At 69.7% G+C, this 22,814-nt stretch carries 15 protein-coding genes and 1 pseudogene; 7 read left to right on the forward strand and 9 right to left on the reverse strand.

Annotated features, from left to right (window positions below; translation table 11 throughout):
* Positions 1-4: 4 nt before the first annotated feature.
* Complete coding sequence (locus AABA78_RS12955) at positions 5-826, reverse strand: hypothetical protein (RefSeq protein ID WP_338263283.1); 822 nt, start codon at positions 824-826, stop codon at positions 5-7.
* Between the two features lie 196 nt (positions 827-1,022).
* Here AABA78_RS12955 and AABA78_RS12960 point away from each other — a divergent pair, with 196 nt between their 5' ends.
* Positions 1,023-1,523 (forward strand): hypothetical protein, encoded by a 501-nt coding sequence (locus tag AABA78_RS12960; protein ID WP_338263284.1) that lies wholly within the window; start codon positions 1,023-1,025, stop codon positions 1,521-1,523.
* Positions 1,524-1,639: 116 nt separating this feature from the next.
* On the opposite strand, the gene AABA78_RS12965 is transcribed toward AABA78_RS12960, so the two are convergent.
* Positions 1,640-2,620 (reverse strand): LysR family transcriptional regulator, encoded by a 981-nt coding sequence (locus AABA78_RS12965; RefSeq protein WP_338263285.1) that lies wholly within the window; start codon positions 2,618-2,620, stop codon positions 1,640-1,642.
* A 52-nt stretch (positions 2,621-2,672) separates the two neighbouring features.
* Here AABA78_RS12965 and AABA78_RS12970 point away from each other — a divergent pair, with 52 nt between their 5' ends.
* Complete coding sequence (locus AABA78_RS12970; RefSeq protein WP_338263286.1) at positions 2,673-3,059, forward strand: DoxX family protein; 387 nt, start codon at positions 2,673-2,675, stop codon at positions 3,057-3,059.
* 373 nt (positions 3,060-3,432) lie between these two features.
* Here the strand turns inward: AABA78_RS12970 and AABA78_RS12975 are convergent.
* Positions 3,433-3,725: pseudogene (locus AABA78_RS12975) on the reverse strand (trypsin-like serine peptidase); the annotation flags it as partial.
* A 445-nt stretch (positions 3,726-4,170) separates the two neighbouring features.
* Between AABA78_RS12975 and AABA78_RS12980 the strand changes: the two are divergent.
* Positions 4,171-7,317 (forward strand): ATP-binding protein, encoded by a 3,147-nt coding sequence (locus tag AABA78_RS12980; RefSeq protein ID WP_338263287.1) that lies wholly within the window; start codon positions 4,171-4,173, stop codon positions 7,315-7,317.
* Between the two features lie 314 nt (positions 7,318-7,631).
* On the opposite strand, the gene AABA78_RS12985 is transcribed toward AABA78_RS12980, so the two are convergent.
* Complete coding sequence (locus AABA78_RS12985) at positions 7,632-8,462, reverse strand: HEAT repeat domain-containing protein (protein ID WP_338263288.1); 831 nt, start codon at positions 8,460-8,462, stop codon at positions 7,632-7,634.
* Positions 8,463-8,813: 351 nt separating this feature from the next.
* Here AABA78_RS12985 and AABA78_RS12990 point away from each other — a divergent pair, with 351 nt between their 5' ends.
* On the forward strand, positions 8,814-11,327 hold the full coding sequence (locus AABA78_RS12990) for a CBM96 family carbohydrate-binding protein (protein WP_338263289.1): 2,514 nt from the start codon (positions 8,814-8,816) through the stop codon (positions 11,325-11,327).
* A 64-nt stretch (positions 11,328-11,391) separates the two neighbouring features.
* On the opposite strand, the gene AABA78_RS12995 is transcribed toward AABA78_RS12990, so the two are convergent.
* From AABA78_RS12995 to AABA78_RS13010, 4 genes are all read right to left on the reverse strand, one after another.
* Positions 11,392-12,393: a TolB family protein gene (locus AABA78_RS12995; RefSeq protein ID WP_338263290.1), complete on the reverse strand. Its 1,002-nt coding sequence runs from the start codon at positions 12,391-12,393 to the stop codon at positions 11,392-11,394.
* Positions 12,394-12,760: 367 nt separating this feature from the next.
* Positions 12,761-13,951 (reverse strand): ARPP-2 domain-containing protein, encoded by a 1,191-nt coding sequence (locus tag AABA78_RS13000; protein ID WP_338263291.1) that lies wholly within the window; start codon positions 13,949-13,951, stop codon positions 12,761-12,763.
* Complete coding sequence (locus tag AABA78_RS13005; protein ID WP_370469455.1) at positions 13,948-15,447, reverse strand: hypothetical protein; 1,500 nt, start codon at positions 15,445-15,447, stop codon at positions 13,948-13,950. Before AABA78_RS13005 ends, AABA78_RS13000 begins: the two co-directional genes overlap by 4 nt.
* Positions 15,448-16,152: 705 nt before the next feature.
* The gene (locus tag AABA78_RS13010) at positions 16,153-16,755 is read right to left on the reverse strand and encodes a winged helix-turn-helix domain-containing protein (protein WP_338263292.1); all 603 of its coding nucleotides are present in this window, start codon (positions 16,753-16,755) and stop codon (positions 16,153-16,155) included.
* A gap of 95 nt (positions 16,756-16,850) precedes the next feature.
* Between AABA78_RS13010 and AABA78_RS13015 the strand changes: the two genes are divergently transcribed.
* Entirely contained in the window at positions 16,851-18,236 is a 1,386-nt protein-coding gene (locus tag AABA78_RS13015) for a S41 family peptidase (protein ID WP_338263293.1), read from the forward strand.
* 493 nt (positions 18,237-18,729) lie between these two features.
* Here the strand turns inward: AABA78_RS13015 and AABA78_RS13020 are convergent, their stop codons facing one another.
* Complete coding sequence (locus tag AABA78_RS13020; RefSeq protein WP_338263294.1) at positions 18,730-20,082, reverse strand: hypothetical protein; 1,353 nt, start codon at positions 20,080-20,082, stop codon at positions 18,730-18,732.
* Positions 20,083-20,268: 186 nt separating this feature from the next.
* Between AABA78_RS13020 and AABA78_RS13025 the strand changes: the two genes are divergently transcribed.
* Positions 20,269-20,517 carry an FG-GAP repeat domain-containing protein gene (locus tag AABA78_RS13025; RefSeq protein WP_338263601.1) on the forward strand — a complete coding sequence of 83 codons (249 nt, stop codon included), beginning with the start codon at positions 20,269-20,271 and terminating at the stop codon, positions 20,515-20,517.
* 136 nt (positions 20,518-20,653) lie between these two features.
* Positions 20,654-22,597, forward strand: a complete 1,944-nt coding sequence (locus tag AABA78_RS13030; RefSeq protein WP_440588504.1) for an Ig-like domain-containing protein — start codon at positions 20,654-20,656, stop codon at positions 22,595-22,597.
* The last annotated feature ends 217 nt before the right edge of the window (positions 22,598-22,814 follow it).

Raw genomic sequence — 22,814 nt, forward strand, 5'->3', positions numbered from 1 at the left:
GGGTTCAGGCGGCCGCGTCGGGTACACGGTCCACGGTCCACGCGCCTTGTTCGCTCAGGGTGAGCGGCGCGCTGTCGCGGAGCACTTCCAGGAGCGTGTAGACGTCCTTGCCGGTGCGCGGCAGGAAGACCTCGCCCTCTTCATCCGTGACGCACTCGCGCTCCGTGCCGTCCGGGCAGAGCACGCGCAGGCGGCAGTGGGGGAGCGGGTTCTGGTCCACCGTGTCGTCCACGATGCGAAAGGTGGGCAGGCCCGGCGTGACGCGAATGGAGCCGGAGATGACCGGATCCTCGCAGGCGCTGACCCCAGGACAAAAAGGGCTGTTCAGCGTGAGGTGGCTGGGCTTCGCCGCGAGCCGCACCGCACCCGGCTGCTCCGGGAAGGGCTGTTGCAGCAGCAGTCCGACGACGGACTCCTCCTTCGAGGGTTTGCCTCCCGCGCCTTGGAGCCAGTTCTGGACGGTGTACGTCAAGGGCAGGCCCTGGTCGCCGTTGATGAGGTCTCCGACGCTGAGGCTGCCGACGTGGCCATCGTCGGTGTAGAGCGTCAAGGTGGCGGAGCCCGCCCCGGTGGTTCCGGAGAAGGAGGCGCGGCTGCGCGACAGCAGGGCCCCCTTCTGCCCCTCGCTCAGCCCCGCCTCGGACCACCCCGAGACGCGGAAGGTGACCTGGGGGTTGTGGAACGTGGGGCGCAGCGGGTTGTCCCGTTGGAGTTGGAGCCTGAACGTGGCGGCGACGGTGTAGTTCGCGCTGTGATGCCAGACGTTCGCCTGGGGCCCCTCCTTGGGGTCGAACCTGCGCCACTGATGAGAGACATCGAAGCGCATGCGGCAATACAAGTAGGGGACGTTGAACCAGGGGCTGGTCATGGGTGGGGGGCGGGGCGAGGCCGGTCCAGCAGCTCCTCAAGGAGAAGGGGGGATTGTATCACGCGTGCGGCACCGCCCCCCACGCGCCGAGAAGCACGGACTGTGTCTGGAGCGGAGCCACCGTGGGGTGGATGCCTTCTCATATCCTGGCGCCATGAACGCTCTTGCTCTGCTCGCGCTGGTCGTCCCGGCAGCGTCGTCTGACGACGGCTCCCCGCAGCCCTGGTTCACGGTAGGGCCGCTGGTGAGCGTGAGCCGCCGTCAGGAGGAAACCGCATGGGGCATGGGCGTGGAGTCCACCCTCAACCTGGCGATGCACAACAATCTCCTGGGCTCCTTCAGGTCGGGGGCGGTGGGCATCTTCGGGCAGGGCCAATGGATGGAGGGTGACCACTCGCGGCTGTGCGGTGGAGTGCAAGGCACCTTCCTCATTTTCGGGTTGGAGACGGGCGTGGCCTACGAGACGGCGACGGCGGCCCGCCGGGCCACGACGTCGCTCCACCTGGCGCCCTTCCTCGGCTTCGTCTACGGCTCCGTGGGCGTCCGCTTCAGCGTCCCACTGGAGAACGCGCGGGACCTGTCAGGCCGCCTCCCGTATGGCCGGGAGGTGGGCCTCACGCTGACCCTCAAGAAGCCCTTCTCTCCCATGCTCTGAAAAGGCTCTCACGAAACATCCATAGGCGGGATGGAGGCCATGTGGAGGGTGAGGTCACGGGGCCAGACGACGGGCGTCGCCTCGGCCTTGCGGCAGAAGGCCAAGGCCGAGCTCGTTCAGCGCTGTCGCGGGCGTTGCGGATCTTTCGCGCGCGCGACACCTGATGCTTCACATTGGCGGGTGGGGAGCCCCGTTTCGACGATGAAGTCGATGAGCGTGCGCACGGCGAACGGCATCAGTTCGCGCTCGTGGTAGACAACCGACATGGGCGTCTGCGCGCCGATGTGCCTGGCGAGAACCCTCACCAGCGTGCCGGCAGCGACCTCTGCCTGCGCCAGGAAATCGGGGATCAGCGCGATGCCAAGGCTGGTGCGTGCCGCGCCGAGCAGCACGAACATGTCGTTGGAAGTCATGCGCGGATGAATGCGCACGCTGCCCCCATTGAGGCGCGGCCAGCTCAGCGTGGGCGTTTCTCCGCGCACGAACGGACTCAAGCAAGCGTGCCTGCGCAGGTCCGTGGCGCGCTTGGGAGTTCCTGCTCTTGCCAGATACGCAGGCGTCGCCACGCAGACCAGCGTGTTCGCACCCAACTTCCGTGACACCAGGTTGAGCGGCGTCGACGCGACGGGACCGGCGCGCAGCGCGAGGTCAAATCCGCCGTGAATCAAATCGACGTGCGTATTGCTGGCGTCCACCTCCAGTACGACGTCGGGATGGCGCAACGAGAACTGACCGAAGAGCTCCCCCAGGATGTCGGGAGCTCCGGTAGGAACGGAGATGCGCACCCGGCCCTCTACCTTGCCACTCGGCCGCTGGACGATGGCGCGCGCACGCTCGAGTGCTTCGACCGAGTGGCGCGCGTGCTGGTAGAACTCGGCGCCCGCGTCGGTGAGCGCCTGTCTTCGGGTCGTGCGTTTGAGGAGGCGGATGCCGAGGCGTTCTTCGAGCCGTTGCAAGCGCCGTCCAACGGTCGAGCGCGGCAGGCGCAGCTCCTTCGCGGCGCGTGAGAGCGAGTGCGTGTCGACCACGCGCACGAAGGCGATCAGTTCGGCTGTCTCCGGTAGGTCGTCCATTTGGAGCAAATCATAGCCAATCATTCCAATTCTTGCATCATTGCTCCAGGCCGGCGCGAAGGCTTAGGCAAGGGCCATGAGAACGAAACTCCTGTACTGGGTGCCTACCGGCTTGCTGGCGGCGATGTTCCTGATGTCCGGCGCCTTCAACGTCACCCACCAGCCCCATGTGATGCAGGTCTCGGCGCGTCTGGGCTACCCCGGCTACGTGGCCACGCTCCTCGGAGTCTGGAAGCTGCTCGCCGCAGTCACCCTGGTGTTCGGCTCGCGTTGGCCGCGCTTGAAGGAATGGGCGTTCGCGGGCCTGTTCTTCAACCTCAGCGGTGCGGTCTTCTCTCACGTAGCCTCCAATGACACCGTCGCCAGCAGTGTGCCCGCGGGCGCACTGCTTGTTCTGACTGGCATCACCTACGCGGCGCAGCGACGGTTCGGCCCTGCCAGTTCGGCGCTGAAGACGACGTAGAGCCATTACATGTCGGCTGTCAGCCGTGGTCCGGGTCGCGCTGCTGGGCTCGACCGTCAAGCGCGATGACGGACGCGTAGCCCCGAGCCCAGGAGCGGAGGCGGTGCGCCCGCCCATGAGGTGCGCGGCAGGTGCCTGGCTGTCTGGGCCCTTGCGGCTTGAGCTTCAACACCCTGCGGCTTGGAGGGACCCGCGCGCCGGGGCCCGCCTTGCACCTGCCGTGGGCAGGCCCAGGTGCGCCAGAATCGCTCGCACCCCTCCTGCATCGTTCACGTACGCCAGCACCCGGCGCCTGCCGCCACACCTCGAGCAGGCCCACACCTCCAGCGCCCTGCGTACGGCGCCCCGTTGTACGAGGTGCTCCAGGGGCCCTGACGACGTTGCAGCTCCCGCTGGCCTTGTAGTCGGTCTCGCCGCGCACGAGGATGCCGGCCACCGTGTAGCCGCTGTTCTCGTACACGCCCGAGCCCGAGTTGCCGCCGAACGTGTCCGTGGTGGCCACGAAGTCGTCCAGCGTTCCCGAGCGGGCATCACGCACCGCGCCGCCCGAGTCGATCTTGAAGGGAATGCCGCTGCCCGAGCCGATGACCGTCACGTTGGTGCCCACGGCCAGCGGTGTTGCCCGTGCGAATGGGGGGCGGGCGCGCAGCGTGGCGTCCGCGTGCGCATACACGTCCGTGCGGTTGTCGGTTCCGTAAGGGTGCACGAATAGAATACGCGACTCAGGGGAGCGATTGCATGATTCCTGCGGGAGTGAACTCCGGCCCCATTCCCGGGGACGGCGCGCCGCCACGAGAGGCGGGCGGCCCCCCGGAGTGGCGGTGAGCAAAGACAGCCATTGGCCCCGATGGGCGGGGATTAGCGGATGAGGCTGGCCGCCATCATCAGGCTCGAGGACGCAAGTCACGTCCGTGTTCGGAAGGCCGAGGTTGAAGACAGTCGCCTCCTCACCGCGGGCGCTTGAGCTGCCCTTGCCCCTCCGAGGATGTTAGGCTTTCAGCGCTTCACTCGGGGTGCCCGCGACAGCGGTGCCGGACACCCGGGGGCTCGCGAGAGGGAGTGCGGCGTGACGATGAAAATGGGGGCGGAGCCCTGTCCCAGGTGTGGGGCCGTGGGCCCCGAGGGCTTCCGGTTCTGCGGCGCGTGCGGCGCCCCGCTCACCCCGCGAGAGCCTCCCGCCTCCGCTCTGTCACGGCCTGGAGCGCCCGCTCGCGCGGACCGTCGCCAGCTCACGGTGCTCTTCTGCGACCTGGCAGACTCGACGGCGCTGTCGGAGCGGCTGGACCCCGAGGAGTTGCGAGACGTGGTGCGGGCCTATCAGGCGGCCTGCGCGGAGCCCATCGAGCGCTTCGAGGGGCACATCGCCCAGTACCTGGGAGATGGGCTGCTGGTCTACTTCGGGTACCCGGAGGCGCACGAGGACGATGCCCGTCGCTCCCTGCTCGCGGCGCTCGCGATGCTCCAGGCCATGGCGCGGCTCAATGCGACGGTGATGGAGAAGCAAGGCCTCCGGCTGGCGGTGCGCATCGGGATCCACACCGGGCCGGTGGTCGCGGGCGAGGTTGGCGCGGGCGTTCGCCGGGAGCACCTCGCCGTGGGACAGACTCCCAACGTCGCGGCCCGGTTGCAGGGGTTGGCCGAGCCGGACTCCATCGTGTTGAGCGGGGCGACGTACCGGTTGGCGCGGGGCTTCTTCCAGTTCGAGCCGCTCGGTGAGCGCATGCTCAAGGGCATCTCCACTCCGGTGGACGTCTACCGCGCGGTGCGGGAGACCGGCGCGCGCAGCCGCTTCGAGGTGGAGCGCTCCCAGGGCTTGTCACCCCTCGTGGGACGGCGGTGGGAGCTGGACGCGCTCGTCGGGTGCTTCGAAGCCGCGCGCGAGGGCCGCGGACAGCTCGTCCTCGTGGAGGGGGAGGCGGGCATCGGCAAGTCGCGCCTGCTGCACCAGTTCGAGGAGCGGCTCGCGGCGCACGCCCACACCCTGCTGGTCTGCCGCTGCGCGTTCTTCTACCGCTCCAGCGCCTTCCACCCGGTGGTGGACCTGCTCAAGCAGGTCTTCCGGTGGCGCGAGGAGGACAGCCCCGAGCGCAAGCGGGCGCTGCTCGAGGAGCGGTTGCGTCGCTTCGGCCTCCCCCTGGAGGAGTCCCTGCCGCTCTACGCCGACCTCCTGGGCCTCCCGCTCGGGGAGGCGCACCCTCCCTCGCAGCTGAGCCCGCGAAGGCAGAACCAACTCACGCAGGAGAGCCTGCTGACGCTGCTGCTCGAACAGACCCGGGCGCGGCCGGTGGTCCTCGTGCTGGAGGACCTGCACTGGGCCGACCCCTCCACCCGGGAGCTGCTGCGGCTGCTGGTGGACCGGATGCGCGACGCGCCCCTGCTCCTGGTCATGACCACGCGCCCGCCGTGGGATGCCTCCTGGAACGAGGTGCCCGTCAGGCTCCGGCTGACGCTCCCGGGCCTCACGGACGAAGAGGTGACCCGGTTCGTGATGGGCCTCACCGGCGGACGGACGCTGCCGCCGCGGGTGCTGCGCCAGGTGATCCAGAAGACGGATGGCATCCCGCTCTTCGTGGAGGAGTTCACCAAGACGCTCCTGGAGTCGGGCTTCCTCCAGCGGGAGGAGACGGCCTATGTCCTGAAGGGGCCGTTGCCGGCCGTGGCCATCCCGGCGACGCTCCAGGACGCGCTGATGGCGCGGCTCGACCGGCACGGGGACCTCAAGGAACTGGCGCAGCTCTGCGCCGTCCTCGGACGGGAGTTCAGCTACTCGCTGCTGGCATCGGTCGCGGACCTGGAGGAGCTGGAGCTGCGGGGGAAGCTCCAGCGCCTGGTGGAGGCGGAGCTGCTCTTCGAGAGCACGCGGGACGGCGCGAGCTACCTCTTCAAGCACGCGCTGCTCCAGGACGCGGCCCATGACTCGCTGCTCAAGAGCACGCGCCAGGACTTCCACCGTCGCATCGCGCAGGCGCTGGAGGCCCGCTTCCCGCGGCTCGCGGAGGAGAAGCCGGAGTTGCTCGCGCACCACCACCTGGGCGCGGGCCTCACCGCGCAAGCCGTCCCATGGCTGTGCAAGGCCGGTCAGCGGGCGCTCGCGCTCTGCGCCAACCAGGAGGCCATCACCCACCTGGAGCAGGCGCTCGGGGTGCTGGAGGGGCTGCCTCCAGGGCCCGAAAGGGACGAACAGGAGCTCGCGGCGCAGCTCACCCTGGGCGGAGCCTGGAGCGCCAGCCGGGGCTTCTCTGCGCCCCAGGTGGAGCGCTCCTACGGACGGGCGCTCGCGCTCTGCGGACAGTTGGGGGACTCCCCCCGGCACTTCTGGGGGCTGCTGGGGCTGTGGAACTTCCACCACGCGCGAGCCGATCTCGACCCGGCGCTCGAGCTGGGACACCGCTGCCTCCAACTGGCGAAGCGCCTGGGAGGGCATGAAATGCTCCTCTCCGCGTACAACGCCGTCGGCTCCACGTTGTACTTCCGCGGCGCGCCCGCCGAGGCGCGCGGATACCTCCAGACGGCGGTGGACCTCGACGACGCGAACCGCCACCGTCCGTACTCCACCCCGGCGGGCGCCTTCGGCGGCGTGAGTGCCCGCTGCGATCTGGCGGCCACGCTCTGGCACCTCGGCCTGCCGGAGGAAGCGGTGGCGCACAGCCGCGCGGCCATCCTCCGCGCGCAGGAACTCGACAGCGCCAACAGCCTGGCCTTCGCGGTCACCTTCGCGTCCCAGCTGTACCAGTCCATGGGGGACCTGGTGCAGCTGCGCCATCACGCCGAGTGGGCCCTGAGCACCTCAAGGGAGCGGGGCTACTTCTTCCAGACGGTAGCCCTCTTCTTCCTTGGCGCGGCGACGGTGGGCGAGGCCCTGGCGCACGGAGGAGCGGACGTCGAGGCGCGGTTGGACGAGGGGCGGGCGCGCATGTGCGAAGGACTCGACGCGTACCGGAGGCTGGGGGCCCGGCTGTCCGAGTCGTACCTCCTGGCGCAGCTCGTGGCGCTCGACATCGCCCGCGGGCACCTGGAGCTGGCGAGGGCGCACCTCGAGGACGCCTTCCAGGCGGCGACGGGTGAGGGGTACTGGCTGGCGGAGCTCCACCGGCTCACCGGCCTGCTGGCGCGCGCGGAAGGGAGCGCCTTCGCGGAGGCGCGGGCAGTGGAGTCCTTCGGGAGGGCCCTCGACGTCGCGAGGAGCCAGGGGAACCGGTTGTTCGAACAGCGGGCGCTGGCGGACCTGGAAGGGGCGCGGCGCCGCGGCGAGCCCTGAGCCGTGTCGAAGCGCTTCTTCGACCCTGGCTTGCCGAAGACCCGCGTCTGTTGGGCGGCTCATTGCCACGGTGTGGGCCTGAAGCAGGGGCGGGACGGACGCGCTGGACCTCTAATGGCGAAAGCGAATGCGCTGCATCGGACCGCCCCGTACAGACGCTTCCCGATGCATGTCACCGCATCCAGGTCCTCGGTCACCTGGTATCAAAGAAATGGATTCACCCTGGTGCAGCCCGCGACCTGCAACGATGAAGACACTCCGTGCGGGTGCTCCATCATGGTCAAAGCGGCTCCGCCCCAGTAATCACAGAGGTCTCACCGCGACAGGGACTCCAGGACGTGGATGGCCTCGTGGAGGACCGGGAGGAATTCAGGGTCATCGTCCTCCGCGTCGAAGGCCTCCCGTTGCGCCAGGAGCATCGGCAGCAGTGAGACATCCTCCAGCGCCTGGGCCGCCTCCACGGCCAGCGTGGTGACCTCGGGCTCCTCCAGCGCGCGCCGCAGTGGTCCGAGGACGCGCGGGTCCTTGCGCAAGGCCAGCCCCAGGAGCGCCTCCCCGCGAATCTTGACGTGGGGCTCGGAGAGCCGGTCCATCAGCGCCTCGCGCAGCTCCGGTGTGTCCACCTCCCGCGCCTGACTGCCGAGCGTGAACGTGGCCCAGTCGCGCACGACGTCGTCGGGGTCGCGGGAGAGCTGGATCAGCGTCTGGATTGCCTGGGCGTCCCGGTGCTGTGACAGCCCCATGACGACGCCGAAGCGGACGTGGGGGTCCGGGTGGTCCTTCAGCGGAAGGAGCGCGGGCACGGCGCGGGGATCGCCCAGGTGGCCCAGGGCGGCGGCCATCGCCTCCAGCACGGCGGCATCCTCTTCCATCGCGAGCACCGGCAGGAGCGCGTCCGTGAAGCGGGCCACGCGCTCCGGGGAGCGGCTCTGGAACTCCAGTTGGGCCAGGATGTTCGCGCCGCGTCCCCGCTCCTTCGGGGAGGCGGACTGGAGCCAGGCCGCGGCCCGCTGGAAGACGTCCTCCCCGCCGCGGCGGTGCAGTTGCCAGATGGCGCGCCACGCGCCCGCGTCCTCCTCGCCGCCCTCGAGCGAGCGCGCGAACAATTCATCGGTGGAGAGGTCGGCCTCGGGCGGGGAGTCCATTCCACGCAGTGTAGCGCCGTGCGCCCCTCTCCTACCGGATGCCCACTCCTCACAATGTCAGCAAGAAGTCCCCGCCATCGAGAAGCTCCACGCCAACGAATCGACCGCGAACTGCTCGAGGCGCGAGGCCTCGAGTGCGGCATGGCGCGCAAGGGCAACTGCGGGGCCCGCGTGTGCCCGGACGGGCTGCCTGTGGGCAGCCCGCTTCTCCTCCTTGGAAGGGCCGTTCCCTGGCGCGCCCCAGGCCTTGCCGCGCCGTGACCCCCGAGGGCCGCCGCGTGTGCTGAAGGCTTCGTCCTCCCGGGCACATGCGGTGCACGCCCCGCTCCGGGTCTCTCTGAGGGGGCTGGCATGGATTGGAAGCGGGCGTGGAGTGGGCGTTGGGCCGTGGGGCTGCTGGCGCTGGTCTTGCTGACCCACTGTGGCGGTGACGTGGCGCAGGAGCGCGTCGAAGCGCCGCCCATGGAGAGCCGCGACACGGCGTTGCGGCCCGCCGTCACCGGGGAGCTTGATGCGGCACTGCCGCCCGAGTGCCTGCCGCGTCTGGAGACCTTCGAGTTCAACGGCGAGCCCGAGGCGGACGCGTATGTTTCACGGGACGCGCCGGACCAGGGCTTCGGCGGCGAGCCCGTGCTGCGGGTGGACGGTTCGCCCCGGCTGGAGTCCTACCTCCGATTCGGCGTCCGCACTGATGGCATGCGCGTGCGGAATGCGACGCTGGAGCTCACCGCCCTGGACTCGACGTCGAGCGGGCCGCGGGTCTACCGCACCTCCGACGACTGGAGCGAGGACGTCACCTGGAACACACGGCCGAGCCTCATGGGGCGCCCCCTGGATGACGTGGGGCGCATCCGCGCCGGCGCGCGCGTCCCCTTCGATGTGACGAAGGCGGTGACCTCCGAGGGCACCCACAGCTTCGGCCTCATCCCCCAGTCGAGCCATGGCGTGGACTTCTCTTCGCGGGAGGTGAGCACGCCCGAGCTGCGTCCCAACCTGCGCGTCACCGTGGAGACGTCCCTCTTTTGTTCCTACCGCGGCTCGGGAGGCGGGCAGACGAAGTGGAAGCGGCAGTACGGGGGCCCGGACACCGACCGGCTCGTGGCCCTGGCCACCCTGCCGGAGGGCGGCTTCATCACGGTGGGCCGCTTCGGAGACGCCGTCTTTCCGGAAGCGGAGGAGGGCCTCGCGTTCGCGCGCTACACCGGAAAGGGCCGGCTCCTCTGGACGCGCGTGGTGGCCACCGAGGATGTCCGCGCGACGGCCATGGCGCTCACCCCCTCGGGCGACATCTTCGTGGTGGGCCTCTACGAGGGCTCGCCGGATCTGGGCGCGGGCAGCCTGCCCCCCGTGCCCGAGGAGACGGGGAGGCAGGGCCTCTTCCTCGCCCGGTTCTCGCCCACCGGAGTGGCGGTGTGGAGCCGGGGCTTCATCGCCACGGACGACAGCGGCGCCCCCCAGCCGGTGTCTGCCTCGGCCGTGGCGGTAGACGCCGATGGCAACGCCGTCATCACCGGCGACTTCCAGGGGCGGATGGACCTGGGCGGGGGCGCGCTGTCCTCGGGCCCGGTGACGGACCCGAGCCAGCCACCCCCCAGGGGCGGCTTCCTGGCGAGGTACTTCCCGGGCGGCCAGAACCGCTGGTCGCGGGCCTTCGAGGGCGATGGCTCCGCCCCGACGGCCGGTGGCTCCGCGGTGGCCTTGGACGAAGGCGACAACCTCCTCGTCGGGGGCCGGACGAGCCCCCTGACGGACCTCGGGAATGGGCCGGTCGGCGAGTTCGCCCCCTTCATCGCGAAGTACACCCCCGAGGGGCAGCTGCTGTGGACGCGGCTGCTCAGCGGAGCCTTGGGGAGCATCACCTCGGTGAGCGCCCAGGGCCCGGACCGGGTCGTCTTCGCCGCCGGGCTCGCGGGCACCTTCACCTTCGCGGGTCAGACCTTCTCCGGGCTGCCGTTCCTGGTCGAGGGCTTCTTCGGCGCGCTCACCCGCACGGGAGCGGACGTGTGGATTCGGGACCTGGGGGCGAGCGCGAGGCCGCAAGAGCTCGCCGTGAGCCCGGACGGAGCGCTCACCCTGCTGGGCCGGGGCTTCGGCGAGTTCGATGTCGGCGGGGGCCCGCTTGGCGTCGACGAGAGGATCCTCGTGATGCCCTTCGTGGCGCGCTACTCGCCGGAGGGCGAGCACCGCTGGTCCCGCGCCTTCGCCGCGGGGTTCGCCCCGCACCTGGGGCTGCCGCCGGGAGGGGTGCTGCTGGGCGGCGACTTCGGCCCCCGGCCCATCGAAGTGGATGGGCGCGTCTTCACGTCCAGGGGCCCGCGCGACCTGCTCTTCCTGGAGCTCACCTCCTCGCCGGAAGACGGCACCGTCTGCCCGGCCCGGTCCTCGCTGGAGCTGCGGGCGCTGCCTTCGGAGCTGATCTGCTATCCGTACCAGAGCAGCCCCGAGGAGAGCCGCCCCTTCCGCTACGAGCTGCGCAACACCGGCGCGGTGACACTCTACGGCGCGCAGCTCTCCTCGCCGCGCTTCGGCCGCGCCTGCCTTTATGAAGACGGACGGCTGCGGTTCACCGACGATCCCCTCAACGGGTTGCCGCTCCCGCCCGTCGTCACCTGCCAGTTCAACCTGGGCCCCGGCGAGCGCCTCACGGTGGGCGCGACCGAGTTGAGCGCGCCCAGGCCGGGCGAGGACGTCCTCTGCAACACGGTCACCGCCACGGCCTCGGACGCCTGCGGCAAGGTCCGCACCGACAGCACCACCGCCCTCTCCCAGATGTATGGGTGGGCGGATTCACCCGGGGAGTGCGCAGCGGCCTCGCCTCACCCGAGGTGCCCGTGCTCGGACGGCATGACACCGCGCGAACCTTGAGCGGCTGTGTCCCGCCCGGGTGGGCCGCCCGGGCGGGTGGGCGCGCCGTCTCACCGGGCTTCCGTCACTGCCAGGACGGTTCGACGTCGTCCGCGCTCACGGTGTTCGTCAGGTTGGTGAGGGTGCCGTTGACGGACCTCATGAAGATTTCGCTACTGCTCGTGCCGCCCGGGAGGCGTTCGAACACCAGGGTATCCGCGGTAGGACTGTAGGCCGGGCATTGGTCGTCCTCCGGCCCGTTCTCCAGCGCGACCAGACCCGTCCCGTCCGCGTTCATGGAGTAGAGGTCCCGATCGTACAGGCTCTGCACCGAGATGCTCGCGGTGAAGGCAATCTTCGTCCCCGCCGCGTTGTAGACCGGGAAGAACGAGGTCCAGTTGGAGGGGCCTTCGTTCAGCCTCACCAGTCCCGTCCCATCCACGTTGATGCGGTAGATGCCCCGGAAGGGAATGTCCGACGTGCTCAGCGCCTCGTAGCCGAACACGACCTTCAGGCCATCGGGGCTGAAGCTCGGCGTGATGTAGCTGCCGGCGCCTTGCAGGTCCGTGGCCAGGAGGGCCAGGTTCTGGCCGTTGGCGTCCATCAGGTAGAGGCTGCACCGGGAGGTGCAGTGGACGAAGACGATGCGCGTCCCGTCGGGGCTGAAGGCGGGCTGTTCGTCTTCACCTTCCCAGTTCGTGAGCCGCTGCATGTTGCTGCCGTCGATGTTGGCGGTGACGATCTCGAAGTCGCCAAAGTACGGAGATGTCTGGCCGTAGTCGCGCTGCCAGACCACCTGGGTGCGCGCCTTGTTGAGTTTGGGGCGCCGGTCCATCACGAGGTCGTTCGTGAGGCGGTTCAACACGGTGCCGTCGGTGCCCATCACGAAGATGTCGTAGGTGTTGATGGGGTGGGCGGGGTCGCTTCCCCGGTTCGACGCGAAGGCGATCTTCGTCGGCGGTGGGCAGTTGGGGAGGCACGTCTTCGCCGTGACCTCGTCCTCCGCGGCCTCCTGTTCAGGGTTGGAGACACCACACGCGGCCGTCAGCAGGACTGCTCCAAGGATGCAGCTTCTTCCCATCATCATGGCACTGGTCTCGCGAGGCTCACCCTGGAAGGGGGTTCCCGGGCGCACCGGGACGGAAGGGCGAGCATGACGTCGACAGAGCAAGGGCAGGGCCAATCCACGTTCAAGGCCGCTTCCCCTGGAGCGACCTGCGAGGACGGCAAGTCTTGCCGCGAACCGGCGCTTCGGGCCGGCAAGAGCTGCCGTTGCTGGCAAGAGTTGCCGTCACCGCCACTGGGCCAACTGCCACGTCGACATCCATTCGTGAATGAACGCCAACGCACCCCGCTTCGACATGGACGCCCCCGACGCCGTGCAGGAGTTCGACGCGCCCGAGGCTGCCCGGCCCGCGTTCACGCCCCGGGAGGAGATGCCCGGGGCGTAGTGCTCAGCGCCGCGTGAGCCGGGTCTCGGCCGCCTTGAGGACGTGTTCCTTGAGCAGGTAGCCGAAGCCCGCGTTGCGCAGCCGGACGATGAGCTCGTCGCGGGTCGTCTTGAGCTGCTCGGCGGTGCGCTCCAGGCTCCAGCCCCCTTGCGCGAGCTGCTTGAGCAGGTAGGCCCGCCGCGTCTGCGCCGCCGAGAGCCGGTAGGTCTTGAGGTACTCCACCGTGCCGTCGCCGCGCAGGATGGCCTCACCCATGTGGTTCTCCTCCGCGGGCGACAGGCCCGTGATGAAGCGCTGGAGGTGGAAGGGACCGGCCTCGTAGACGGGGGAGGTGACCACCTCGGCGCCGATGACGCCCTCGGCCATGAAGCCCATGAAGTCCGCCCAGTCCGTGCGCATGCGCTCGACGGCGGCCCGCAGGTCCTTCATCGAGTTCACCCGTGCATCCTCCACGCCCAGCCCCAGCACGGGCACGTCTCCAAGGAAGCCGTACTGCACGAGCAGATCCCCGTAGAAGTCCTCGAGCAGGGCCCGGTGCAGGGCGCGATAGTCCTCGGGGTGCGAGACGATGGCGCAGGAGAGCATCGCGTCCGCCTGGAAGATGAGCATGCCCACCTGACGCTCGTGCAGCTCGAAGATGCGCAGCGCCTCCGCGAAGGCCGCGCTGGCCCAACCCGAATAAGCCCACTCGCTCCGGGGATTGAGCCCCTGGGAGAGGGCCTCCTGGGAGTACTCGCTCCACGCCACCTGCGGCCCGCCGAAGTACAGCGCGAGGAAGCCCTCCATCGTCAGGTGCATGGGGAGCAGCCGCAGCCGGTGCTTGTCCTCGCGGTGCACCATGCGGTGCAGCACCCGCGTCGAAGAGAAGGGCCCGTGCTTGAGGCTCTTTCCCTCCTTGCCCTCGGGCTTGCGCAGCCGGGTCTCGGGCGTCACCGCCGCGCCCTTGTCGTCCCAGTCCACCACCAGGCCATGGGGGACGTAGGACGCGTAGTGGAGCCCGGGCTCCATCAACCCGCCCTGGAGCGACACGACGCCCGCGTCCTCGTCGTAGCTCCTGCGGGTGATGCGCAGGTCTCCGGGGATGTCGTCGCGCAGCACGGGCACCAGGCGGATGCTCCCCCAGACCTGCGAGGGCGCGAGCCGCAGCCCCGTGAGCGGCAACCGCCGCACCGCGCTCTTGCCGCCCTCCTTCATGCCACCTCCTCGTCGAGCGACTCTTCCGGGGGCTCGGTCCCGGTGTGGCCTTGGGGCGCGTGCTCGAGCATCCGCCGCACGCGCGCCGCCAGGTAGTCCTCGAGCTCCGCGAGGGGAGAGGCCCCCTCGGCGAAGCGCGCGAAGCCGAGCACCGTGGGCAGGTCTTCCGCGTCCCGCACGCCCACGGTGGGCACGTGCGTCCCGATGCCACGGGGGGCGTAGAGCTCCGAGGCGAACACGGGGTTGGCGTGGATGATGGTGGTGCGGCGGGCGGGGTCCAGCTTCGTGCGAAACAGGCGGGTGACCTCGGCCACGGCGTTGGGCGGATCGTTGTCGTAGCCATCCGACACGACGACCACCAGCTCGGGCATCCAGTCCAGCGCGTTCAGCAGCGGGGAGGCGAGGTCCGTCTGTCCCCGGGCGCGCGAGAGCAGGGGATGCTCGGGAGGGTGCATCCAGAAGGCGCGGTACTCGCGCGCCGTGGCGGCCAGCAGGTAGTGCGCCGCGAGCGCCACCCCGAGGGGCCGGCGGCGCTTCTCGCTCGAGCCCGAGGCGGAGTAGCTGTTGTCCAGCACGGCCGCCACCCGGCCCAGGGGCACCGAGGCCCGGCGCAAGCTGTTCACCGCCGCCCGCTCGAGCGCCGTGTGCAGCTCCGTCAGACGCTCCTGCCGCACCTCCAGGGGGAGGGAGAGCACGTAGAGTGCCAGCCGGGTGAGCGGCGTGCGCCCCAGGTCCAGGGCGATGGCCCCCTGGGCGCGCGTGGCCGAGCCCTGCAAGCGCAGCCGCTCGGCGGCGGTGAGGCGCGGCTCGATCTTCTTCAGGAAGACGTCCCGGGGGAGCTGGTGCTTCGCGGCGAGCCCCTCGGCGACGGTGTAGGGCAGCTCGAAGAGGGCGGAGGCGTCGTAGTGGGCCCTGCGGAACGTCTCCAGCAGGGGGGCCTGGAACACGCGCTTGCGCCAGCCGTGGAAGAGGAAGGGGTTGAGTTCTCCGGGCAGCTTGAGGTGGCCGTGCGCCACGGCGGCGCGCAGCTTGGAGCGGTACTTCACCGCGTCGAAGTGCAGGTCCGCGCGCCCGTTCAGGAACTCGCGCACGATGGCGCGGGAGCGGCGGTTGTTGATGCGCCGCTCGCGCAGCACGTCCAGCACCCGGTAGGCCCGCTGGGGCGGCAGGGCCCGCAGTGCCGCCGCGATGAGCGCGCCCTCCTCGTGCCGGTCCGCGGACGGGGTCTGCTTTCCGCTCGCCAGCAGGTTGAGGATGATCTGCGCCTGGTTGAAGTGGTTGATGCCCGCGGCCAGTGTGCGCGTGTAGAGGCGGCGGTAGTTGCCGAGGATGTAGGCGTGCAGGAACTCGATGGACACCGCCTGCCCGCGCCCGTCGTTGTAGAACTCGCGCTGCCCGGTGCACGAGAAGCACGCGTTGACGAACATGACCAGGTCCTCACGGGCGACCTGCTCGGCACGTGCGCCCGCGATGTCCATCGGAGGTTCACCCTTCATGCGGAGGGAGCGCCGCTCGGGGAAGGCGGACACGATCAGCTAGTCAAGCTACAAAGGCTCGGTTCGGAAATCGCATCACAGTCCCGCGAGCGGCACCCCTGACCGTAGCATGACGCGGCAGCCGGGCGCGGGCTGACACGCTCCCCGCCGGCCTGCGCTGGAGCTACAGCAACACCGGCTACGTCCTGCTGGGCATCCTGGTGAACCAGGTCGCGGGCACGAAGACGACTCCTGCCACGAAGGGCGGCGAGGCGGCCAGGAAGGCGACGGAGAAGCCCAAGAAGCGACGTCCGGACGCCATTCTGAAGGGACCCGCGGCGCAGAAGCCTCCGGCGCCTCGCACCCCGCTCATCATTCCAACCACGGACGTGTCGGCATGGGGCGTCAACGAAGCCCTGTCATTGCAGGTGGTGTCACCGCTCCAGGCCAGGTACTCCCTTGAGAATCCTGGAACAGCGGGGGTCAACGTGAAGCTGACCCTGCCCGACACCGTCCCGGGGCTGCCCCAGCATGTCGTGCAACACGCCAACGTCCGGGGGCTCTCCCTCTACACGCCCGAATTCTTCAAGAGCTTGAGCAGCATCGAACGCGCCTGCCGCCTCGGCTCATCCACGGCGCGAATCGAACACGTGGGCGAATCAGGTAAAAACGTCACCGCGAGCCTCCGGTTCCAGGAATGGGACCTTCGTACCAAAAGGCTGGGCCTCAGCGGCTTCCGGACGGAGCCCGCCGCTTCGCGCGAGCGCGGATGGGCGCGAGCACGAAGGAGAGGCTCATCAAATGCTCGCGGCCGGGTGCCCGCGGCTGGCTGGTGAGCTCGCAGAGGCGCTCGATGAGTCTGTTGACCTCCTCGACGTCCCTGGCGTTCAGCCAGCCCTTGTTGCGTGCGGTCCAGAGCTCGCGTCGCGGACCGTCGAGGGCCACGTCCTCCAACTTCAGCGCCTGCTCGAAGTCGCGCGTCGCGACGCGCAGGAGGCCCCGGGCAAAACCTCCCACGGCCCCGAGATTGCCGGACCTTCCCGCACGGTAGGCCAGCCGGAGAGGCGCATCGCCGGTGCCGGCGAGGCGGTAGCGCTTCTCGTCTCCTTCGGCGGGCGCTACCTCGCGGACCAGCCCGCCGCGGCAGAGCGCCCGCAGGTGGTAGTAGAGCCCGTCCGCCGGGCGCCCGAGCTGCTCCGCCAGGTCGGCGACGCTCGCCTCTCCGCCGAGCGCGGACAGGGTGTCCACCAGCTCCTGCCGCACCGGAGAGGAGAGCAGCCGGATCTGTGACGGATCCTGGATGGCGCGGCGATCGAACGTCCTGGGCATGCGCGGTGGGCTCCGAACTATGTGTTGAAATTCGGCGCAGTATTTCAACAATGGGGTGGCCGCTGCAAGCCATGCCGGGCGGCCTCGGAGTCTTCATGTTCGCTTCGCCCCTGTTTCACACCGTGCGCCGTGGCTCGCTCGCACTCACCGCCGCCGTCCTCGCTTCCTGTGCCTCGCTCCCCACTCCTTCCGCCGCGCCGGAGACGCTCTCGCCCGAGGCGCTACGCGCGGACCTGCGCTTCGCGATGGAGACCCTCGAGCGCACCCATCCGGACCTGGCGCACTCCATCGACCGGAGCGAACTCGAGCGCATCCGGATGGAGGTCGAACGCACGCTCGACCATCCCCTGACGCATGACGAGGCATGGGCGGCGCTGGCCCGGCTGAACCCGGCCTTCGCGGACGGACATGTGCTGATTGGACCCCAGGGCTGGCGGGAGGCGAGCCGCGCGCACCTGGCTTCCGGGGGCGGCTTCTTCCCGTTCGAGGTGTTCCTCGGGCCGGACGGTGCGCCGAGGATTCTCTCGGCGCTCGGCGGGGGCGCCACGGCGCAGTCCGGCCGGGTCCTCACTCGCATCAACGGACAGGACGCGCGTGATGTCGTGCGGGGGCTGATGTCCCGCATGCACGGAGACACGCCCCGCTTCCGCGCGGCATTGCTCTCGCAGCGGTGGTGGCTCTACTACGGGAAGCTCCACGGCACGCCTGCGCGCTTCGAACTGGAGCTGGACGGGACTGAAGTCGTCCGCGTGCCGGCGAGCCGCGAGCTTCCCGCGATGCTCCAGGCCGAGGAGGACTTCAAGCGGCTCTACCGCTTCGAGCTTCTCGAGGGTGGGGATGCCCTGCTCACGCTGGGCTCGTTCTCCTGGCCGGACAAGGCGCGCTACTTCGCCTTCACCCAGGACGCCTTCGGCAGGATGCGCGCTGCCGGGACGCGACGGCTCGTCATCGACCTGCGCGCCAATGGCGGAGGGGATGACGACATGTGGAAGGAGGGCATCCTCCGTTACGTGGCGGACCGGCCCTATCGCGCGGGTTCGACCTACCTCAAGCGGGTGCAGGAGTCCTCTCGCAAGCAAGGGGAGACCACCGGTCAGGTGGTCTCCGGCGAAATCACCAGCCTCGAGGAACCTCGCGTGGATGAGCCGCTTCGCTTCGCGGGAGAGGTCTGGCTGCTGGTCGGTCCGCTCACCTACTCGTCAGCGGTGCTCTTCAGCAACGTGGTCCAGGACTACCACTTCGGCGCCGTGGCGGGAGTGGGGGACGCGGTACGGGTCCGCCAGTCCGGTGGCACGCAGAGCGTGGTCCTGCCCCACACAGGGCTGATGTTGTCCTATCCCCGGTTCGTGCTGGACCGTCCCGCGGGGGCGCGGGAGCCGGTGCTGCTGCGGCCGGAGGTGGTGCTCGACGATGATCCGCTGCACCCCCGCGCCGCCGTGGACACCCTGCTGTCTCGGCCGGTGGGCGCGCGCCTCCCGTGAGCCCTCTGCGGGAGGCGCGCGTCAGCGCCTCCTGCCAGCCAGCTTCTTCGCTGCCTCGATGAAGTGGCGCAGGGGCCGCGAGCGCTGTGCGCGGCTGGCGGCGGTGCCGAGGAGGACCACGGACGGGGGCCGCCCAAGCAGTGAGCCAGGCAGGTGGAGAAGTGGCTTGAGCCCCTTGGGGTACACGCTGGCCCTGGCCGCCCGCCCATGAGGTGGTGGAGGCGAGGCTCGTGGAGACCCCGCGCTACATGGGCACTCAGCGCAGCTTCGCGCTCAGCCCGGATGGGCGGCATCTGGCCATCGCGAGCGAGCGCCTCGACCGCGGTGGAGACGTGCGCACGTATGGCCCCGCCATTCGTACAGGTCGCGCCGAGAGCCGGTGCGGGCCTACGACGAGATTCTGTGGATTGGACCGGCGGTGCCGCTCGAAGGGCCTGAGACCGGACCCTGACGCAACGCCCGGCGGAGGTGCTCCGCCGGGCCGGTCCCTGGGTTACGGCAGACAGGACTGCGCGTAGACAGGACTGCTGCAGATGGCGTCGTACACGGCCGCGTTGCAGGAGTCGGGGCCGGGGACGACGTTGCAGAGGGTGCCGAAGGAAGCGCCGTAGTTGCCGCAGTTGAACTGGATGCGCTGGCCGTAGCGGTAGAGGACGCCCACCGGGACGATGTAGCTGGAGCCGTTGGCCAGGCAGATGTCCTGCGTCCCCAGCAGATCCACCGTGTAGACCTCATTCGGGTTGAAGCTGCGGCACTCCACCGTGCAGCTGGTGACGGGCTGTGGCGGCAGGTAGCCGAACATGAACGTCGTGGGCTGCCCGGTGAGCGCGCCAAAGGTGCCCGCGGGCGCCCCGGTGGCGGCCAGCGGGTTGCCGGTGCCGTTCCAATTGCCCTGCCCCAGCGAGTAGGTGCCCGCGCCCACCGCGGCCAGCGCGCCCAGGGCCGCGGGCTGGTTGCCGGCGGCGCCATAGTACAGACGGAAGGAGCGCACGCGCCCCGGGGCCAGCGCGCCCAGTTGGAAGTCGAAGTGCGAGCCCACGTCGCCGGGCCCCAGGTCCGTGAACGAGGGCGTCCCGGTGGGGAGTGTCGTGTGGACGGCCAGCGGGTCGAGCGAGGCGAAGCCGTTGCTGGCCACGCCCAGCACGGAGGGGGCCGTGGCGCCCGCGAAGCTGACGAACTCCGAGAAGGTGTTGGGCAGCACGTCGTAGTCGATGCCGCGCGTGTAGCGCAGGTCCGCCACCGGCACGGTTCCGGTGTTCTCGATGAGCACGTCCACCTGGTACAGGAACGGCGTCGCGGGCGACGGAACGTAGCGGTGGGTGACGCGGAACGTGGTGCCCACTCGCACCACCGACGTCGCCGTCGTCGTCGTCGCGGTGAAGCTCTCCACGGTGACGTTGGCGACGCCGCAGCCCGCGGAGGTGTGGCCGGTGATCCCCAGGTCCGCGCTCGCGACGCCCCAGCCCTCGCAGGGCGTCCCGGGGGCTGCTGCCTCCGCGTTCGTGGGCAGGTAGCGCAGCCCCACATCCGTGGTGCCGGACGTGCCGCTGGACAGGGTGCTCGTGGTGCACGTCACGGTCAGGTGTCCCGCGCTCGCCACGCCCAGGCGCACCGTGCCGTTGTCGATGACGCCCGGGCACGAGGGGGGCGGGGGCGGCGGGATGTAGGCGGCCACGGCCGCGTCCGCCTCCGCGCGCCGGAGGCCCTCCACGTTCGCGGGATGGATGGGCGTGCCGGCCTTCGTCAGCACGGGCTCGGGCTCGCCCGCGAGGCTCGCGGTCCCCAGGGTCAGGGTTCCAGCGAGTACGGCCAGCAGCGGCGAGCGGAACTTCGGGAAGGGTCGCATGGGGCTCCTCGGGTGGGTGTGGCGCACGCCAGCAGTGCAGCGCGGGTGCCATGCACGCTCCGCCCGGGGGCCCCTGCGACGGGGCGCGCGGCGGTAGCAGCGAACGCCACGATGCGGCCCCGACTGTGACCCCTCGCGCTACAGCGCTCCTTCTGCCGCCGCTGACCCCGCTGGGAGCCGGGGGGCATCCGCGTCCTCACTGCCGACTTCAACGGCGACGGCCAGGTGGACCTCTTCTCGTTCAGCAACCACGAGGCCGCCATCGTGCTCCAGCAGCCCGCCGGAGCCTATGCGGCCGGGCCCAGGACGGCCTGGGGAAGGGCCGTCCTGGACGCGCTGAGCGCGGACTGGAACGGGGACGGACTGCTGGACCCGGCGCTCGCGGATGATGACGCCCAGACCGCCACCCTGGTGATGAACGTCTGTCTGCCCTGACCCGGGGCGCATGACGGACTCATCCGGTGCCCGGTTCCGGCTCAGCCCGGGACCGGGTATCGCTGTGGCGCTTGGAAGAGATGCTAGACGCGCTTCCGCATCATTTCTCCGCGCGTCGGCTCATCCCCTACAAACCATGCCCCTCCACCGTCCTCTCCCCGCCCTCTCCGGATTGCTGCTGCTCGCCCTCATGGCTTGTAGCGCTCAGCCCGTCGGCTCCGTCCAACTCGCCGCCTCCGTCCAGCAAGCCCTCTCCTCGAGTGATGTCACCCGCGTCAAGGTGACCATCTCCTCCTCCGACATGTCTTCCCACGTCATCGAGCTGGTCAAGTCCAGCGGCTCCTGGGGTGGCCTCATCGGCGGCATCCCCGCCGGGTCCAACCGCGCCTTCCTCGCGGAGGCCTTCGACACCTCCGGCACCTTGCGCTTCCAGGGCCAGACGTCCGGTGTCTCCATCACCGCCAACCAGACCACCGCCGTGGCCCTCAGCCTCCAGGAGACTCCGGCCCCTGCTCCCTATGGCAACGAAGCGCCTGTCATTGACGCGCTGGTCGCCTCTACCAATTCACTTCAGACAGGCGCCTCCCTCTCGCTGGCCGCCACGGTTCATGATCCCGACCCCGGAGACACCGTTACCCTGGCCTGGACCGCCTCTGGAGGCACTTTTTCCGCCCCCACCGCCGCGGCTTCCTCGTGGACGGCTCCTGCCTCCATCGGAGTGCAGACCCTCACCCTCACCCTGACGGACTCCCAGGGCTCCGCCGTCTCCGTCTCCCTCGCCGTCAATGTCGCCCCGGACCTCGCTGCTGGCGACGCCGCCCTCGACATCTCCTTCAACCGCGGGCCTGTCGTCACGAAGGTCTCCGCTTCCCTCAACCGTCTCGACGTGGGGCAGTCCACCGACGTCTCCGCACTTGCCTCCGATGCGGATGCGGATGCCCTTTCCTACCAGTGGACCTCTTCCTGTCCCGGCACCTGGACGAACGCGACGTCCAGCACCGCCTCGTTTGTTCCCTCCTCCAGACCGGCCGACGCATGCAACAACTGCCGCCTCACCGTCACGGCTCAAGACGGCCGGGGTGGGCAGACCACGGGCGCCCTCAACCTCTGTGTCACCGACACCTCTCCCGTGCGTTTCGCTCCGATTTTCACCCACTTCTACCAGTCCGCCACCTCCACCTCGCCAGAGCAGACGGTGGCCTTTGACGTCACCGCGCTGGACCCGCAGGCCAGCTCCCTGACTTTTGCCTGGACCGCCAACACAGGCTCACTGGCCACGGCGCAGAACACCGCCAACACCAGCCATGTCGTGTGGACGGCGCCTGCCTCCACGGCAACGGGTGTCCCCCCCACCATCACCGTCGTCGTCACGAATGCCCACGGCCTCTCGGCCTCGAAGTCCTTCTCTGTCTTCGGGCTGCCGACGGCCATCGACCCAACCGGGATGCTCACGAGCGGAGGGTTGACCTGGGTGAGGCCGGGGACGGCCACCGTGACCTGGATGGATGGAAATACGTACTGCACGAATACGGTCATCGCGGGTCAATCCGGATGGAGAATGCCCACCGTGGAAGAGCTGGCCGATTTGTGGGTCGACAAGGGGACCAGTCTTCTCGCGGCTGAAGGTTGGTCGCTCGAATGGATCTGGACCATGACCCCCTATTCCACTGGTCACGAAGTGGTGCGCATGTCGACCGGCGGCGTCAGCTATGCCTTTGATTTCGACAAGCAACTCCTGGCGTGTGTTCGTGGGACGGGTGAATACCCAGCCACCCTCACCCATGCAGGACGGACCTGGATGCGGCCCGACGCGCCCCCGCGAGCGTACCCGGACGCGGAGACGTACTGCTCCAGCAGGACGACCGCCGGCCACACGGGGTGGCGGCTGCCGACTTCATCGGAACTGGGAGCCTTGCACGTCGCCAAAGGCAGTCGCTTCCTCGCGAACGCGGGATGGCCTCTTGAGTGGATCTGGACCTCGACCCCCTATCGCACCGGGCACGTCGTCGTGCGCGCCGCTGGCGCCGAGAGCTGGAGCGAGGGGGCCGGTTCGTATTTTGTGACCTGCGTATCTCCATGACCCTTGCCTGAATCCGGCCCAAGCAGTGCGCCAGGCGGGTGGAGAAGCGGCTTGAGCCCCCTGATGCGGCTTGGAGGGGCCCGCACGCCGGGGCCAGCCTTGCACCTGCCGTGGGCAGGCCCAGGCGCTCCAGAATCGCTCGCACCCCTCCTGCCTCGTTGAGACGGAGAAGGCCTGAGCGTTTGAACTGGAGTCGTGGGATGACCTTACGACTCCT

The organism is Corallococcus caeni (genome assembly GCF_036245865.1).
GTDB lineage: Bacteria > Myxococcota > Myxococcia > Myxococcales > Myxococcaceae > Corallococcus > Corallococcus caeni.

Excerpts from the sequence above, each read along its gene's own strand:
- AABA78_RS12955 (WP_338263283.1), bottom strand. The coding sequence starts at position 826 with ATGCGCTTCGATGTCTCTCATCAGTGGCGCAGGTTCGACCCCAAGGAG.
- AABA78_RS12960 (WP_338263284.1), top strand. The coding sequence starts at position 1,023 with ATGAACGCTCTTGCTCTGCTCGCGCTGGTCGTCCCGGCAGCGTCGTCT.
- AABA78_RS12965 (WP_338263285.1), bottom strand. The coding sequence starts at position 2,620 with ATGATTGGCTATGATTTGCTCCAAATGGACGACCTACCGGAGACAGCC.
- AABA78_RS12970 (WP_338263286.1), top strand. The coding sequence starts at position 2,673 with ATGAGAACGAAACTCCTGTACTGGGTGCCTACCGGCTTGCTGGCGGCG.
- AABA78_RS12985 (WP_338263288.1), bottom strand. The coding sequence starts at position 8,462 with ATGGACTCCCCGCCCGAGGCCGACCTCTCCACCGATGAATTGTTCGCG.
- AABA78_RS12990 (WP_338263289.1), top strand. The coding sequence starts at position 8,814 with ATGGATTGGAAGCGGGCGTGGAGTGGGCGTTGGGCCGTGGGGCTGCTG.
- AABA78_RS12995 (WP_338263290.1), bottom strand. The coding sequence starts at position 12,393 with ATGATGATGGGAAGAAGCTGCATCCTTGGAGCAGTCCTGCTGACGGCC.
- AABA78_RS13000 (WP_338263291.1), bottom strand. The coding sequence starts at position 13,951 with ATGAAGGAGGGCGGCAAGAGCGCGGTGCGGCGGTTGCCGCTCACGGGG.
- AABA78_RS13005 (WP_370469455.1), bottom strand. The coding sequence starts at position 15,447 with ATGAAGGGTGAACCTCCGATGGACATCGCGGGCGCACGTGCCGAGCAG.
- AABA78_RS13010 (WP_338263292.1), bottom strand. The coding sequence starts at position 16,755 with ATGCCCAGGACGTTCGATCGCCGCGCCATCCAGGATCCGTCACAGATC.
- AABA78_RS13015 (WP_338263293.1), top strand. The coding sequence starts at position 16,851 with ATGTTCGCTTCGCCCCTGTTTCACACCGTGCGCCGTGGCTCGCTCGCA.
- AABA78_RS13020 (WP_338263294.1), bottom strand. The coding sequence starts at position 20,082 with ATGCGACCCTTCCCGAAGTTCCGCTCGCCGCTGCTGGCCGTACTCGCT.
- AABA78_RS13030 (WP_440588504.1), top strand. The coding sequence starts at position 20,654 with ATGCCCCTCCACCGTCCTCTCCCCGCCCTCTCCGGATTGCTGCTGCTC.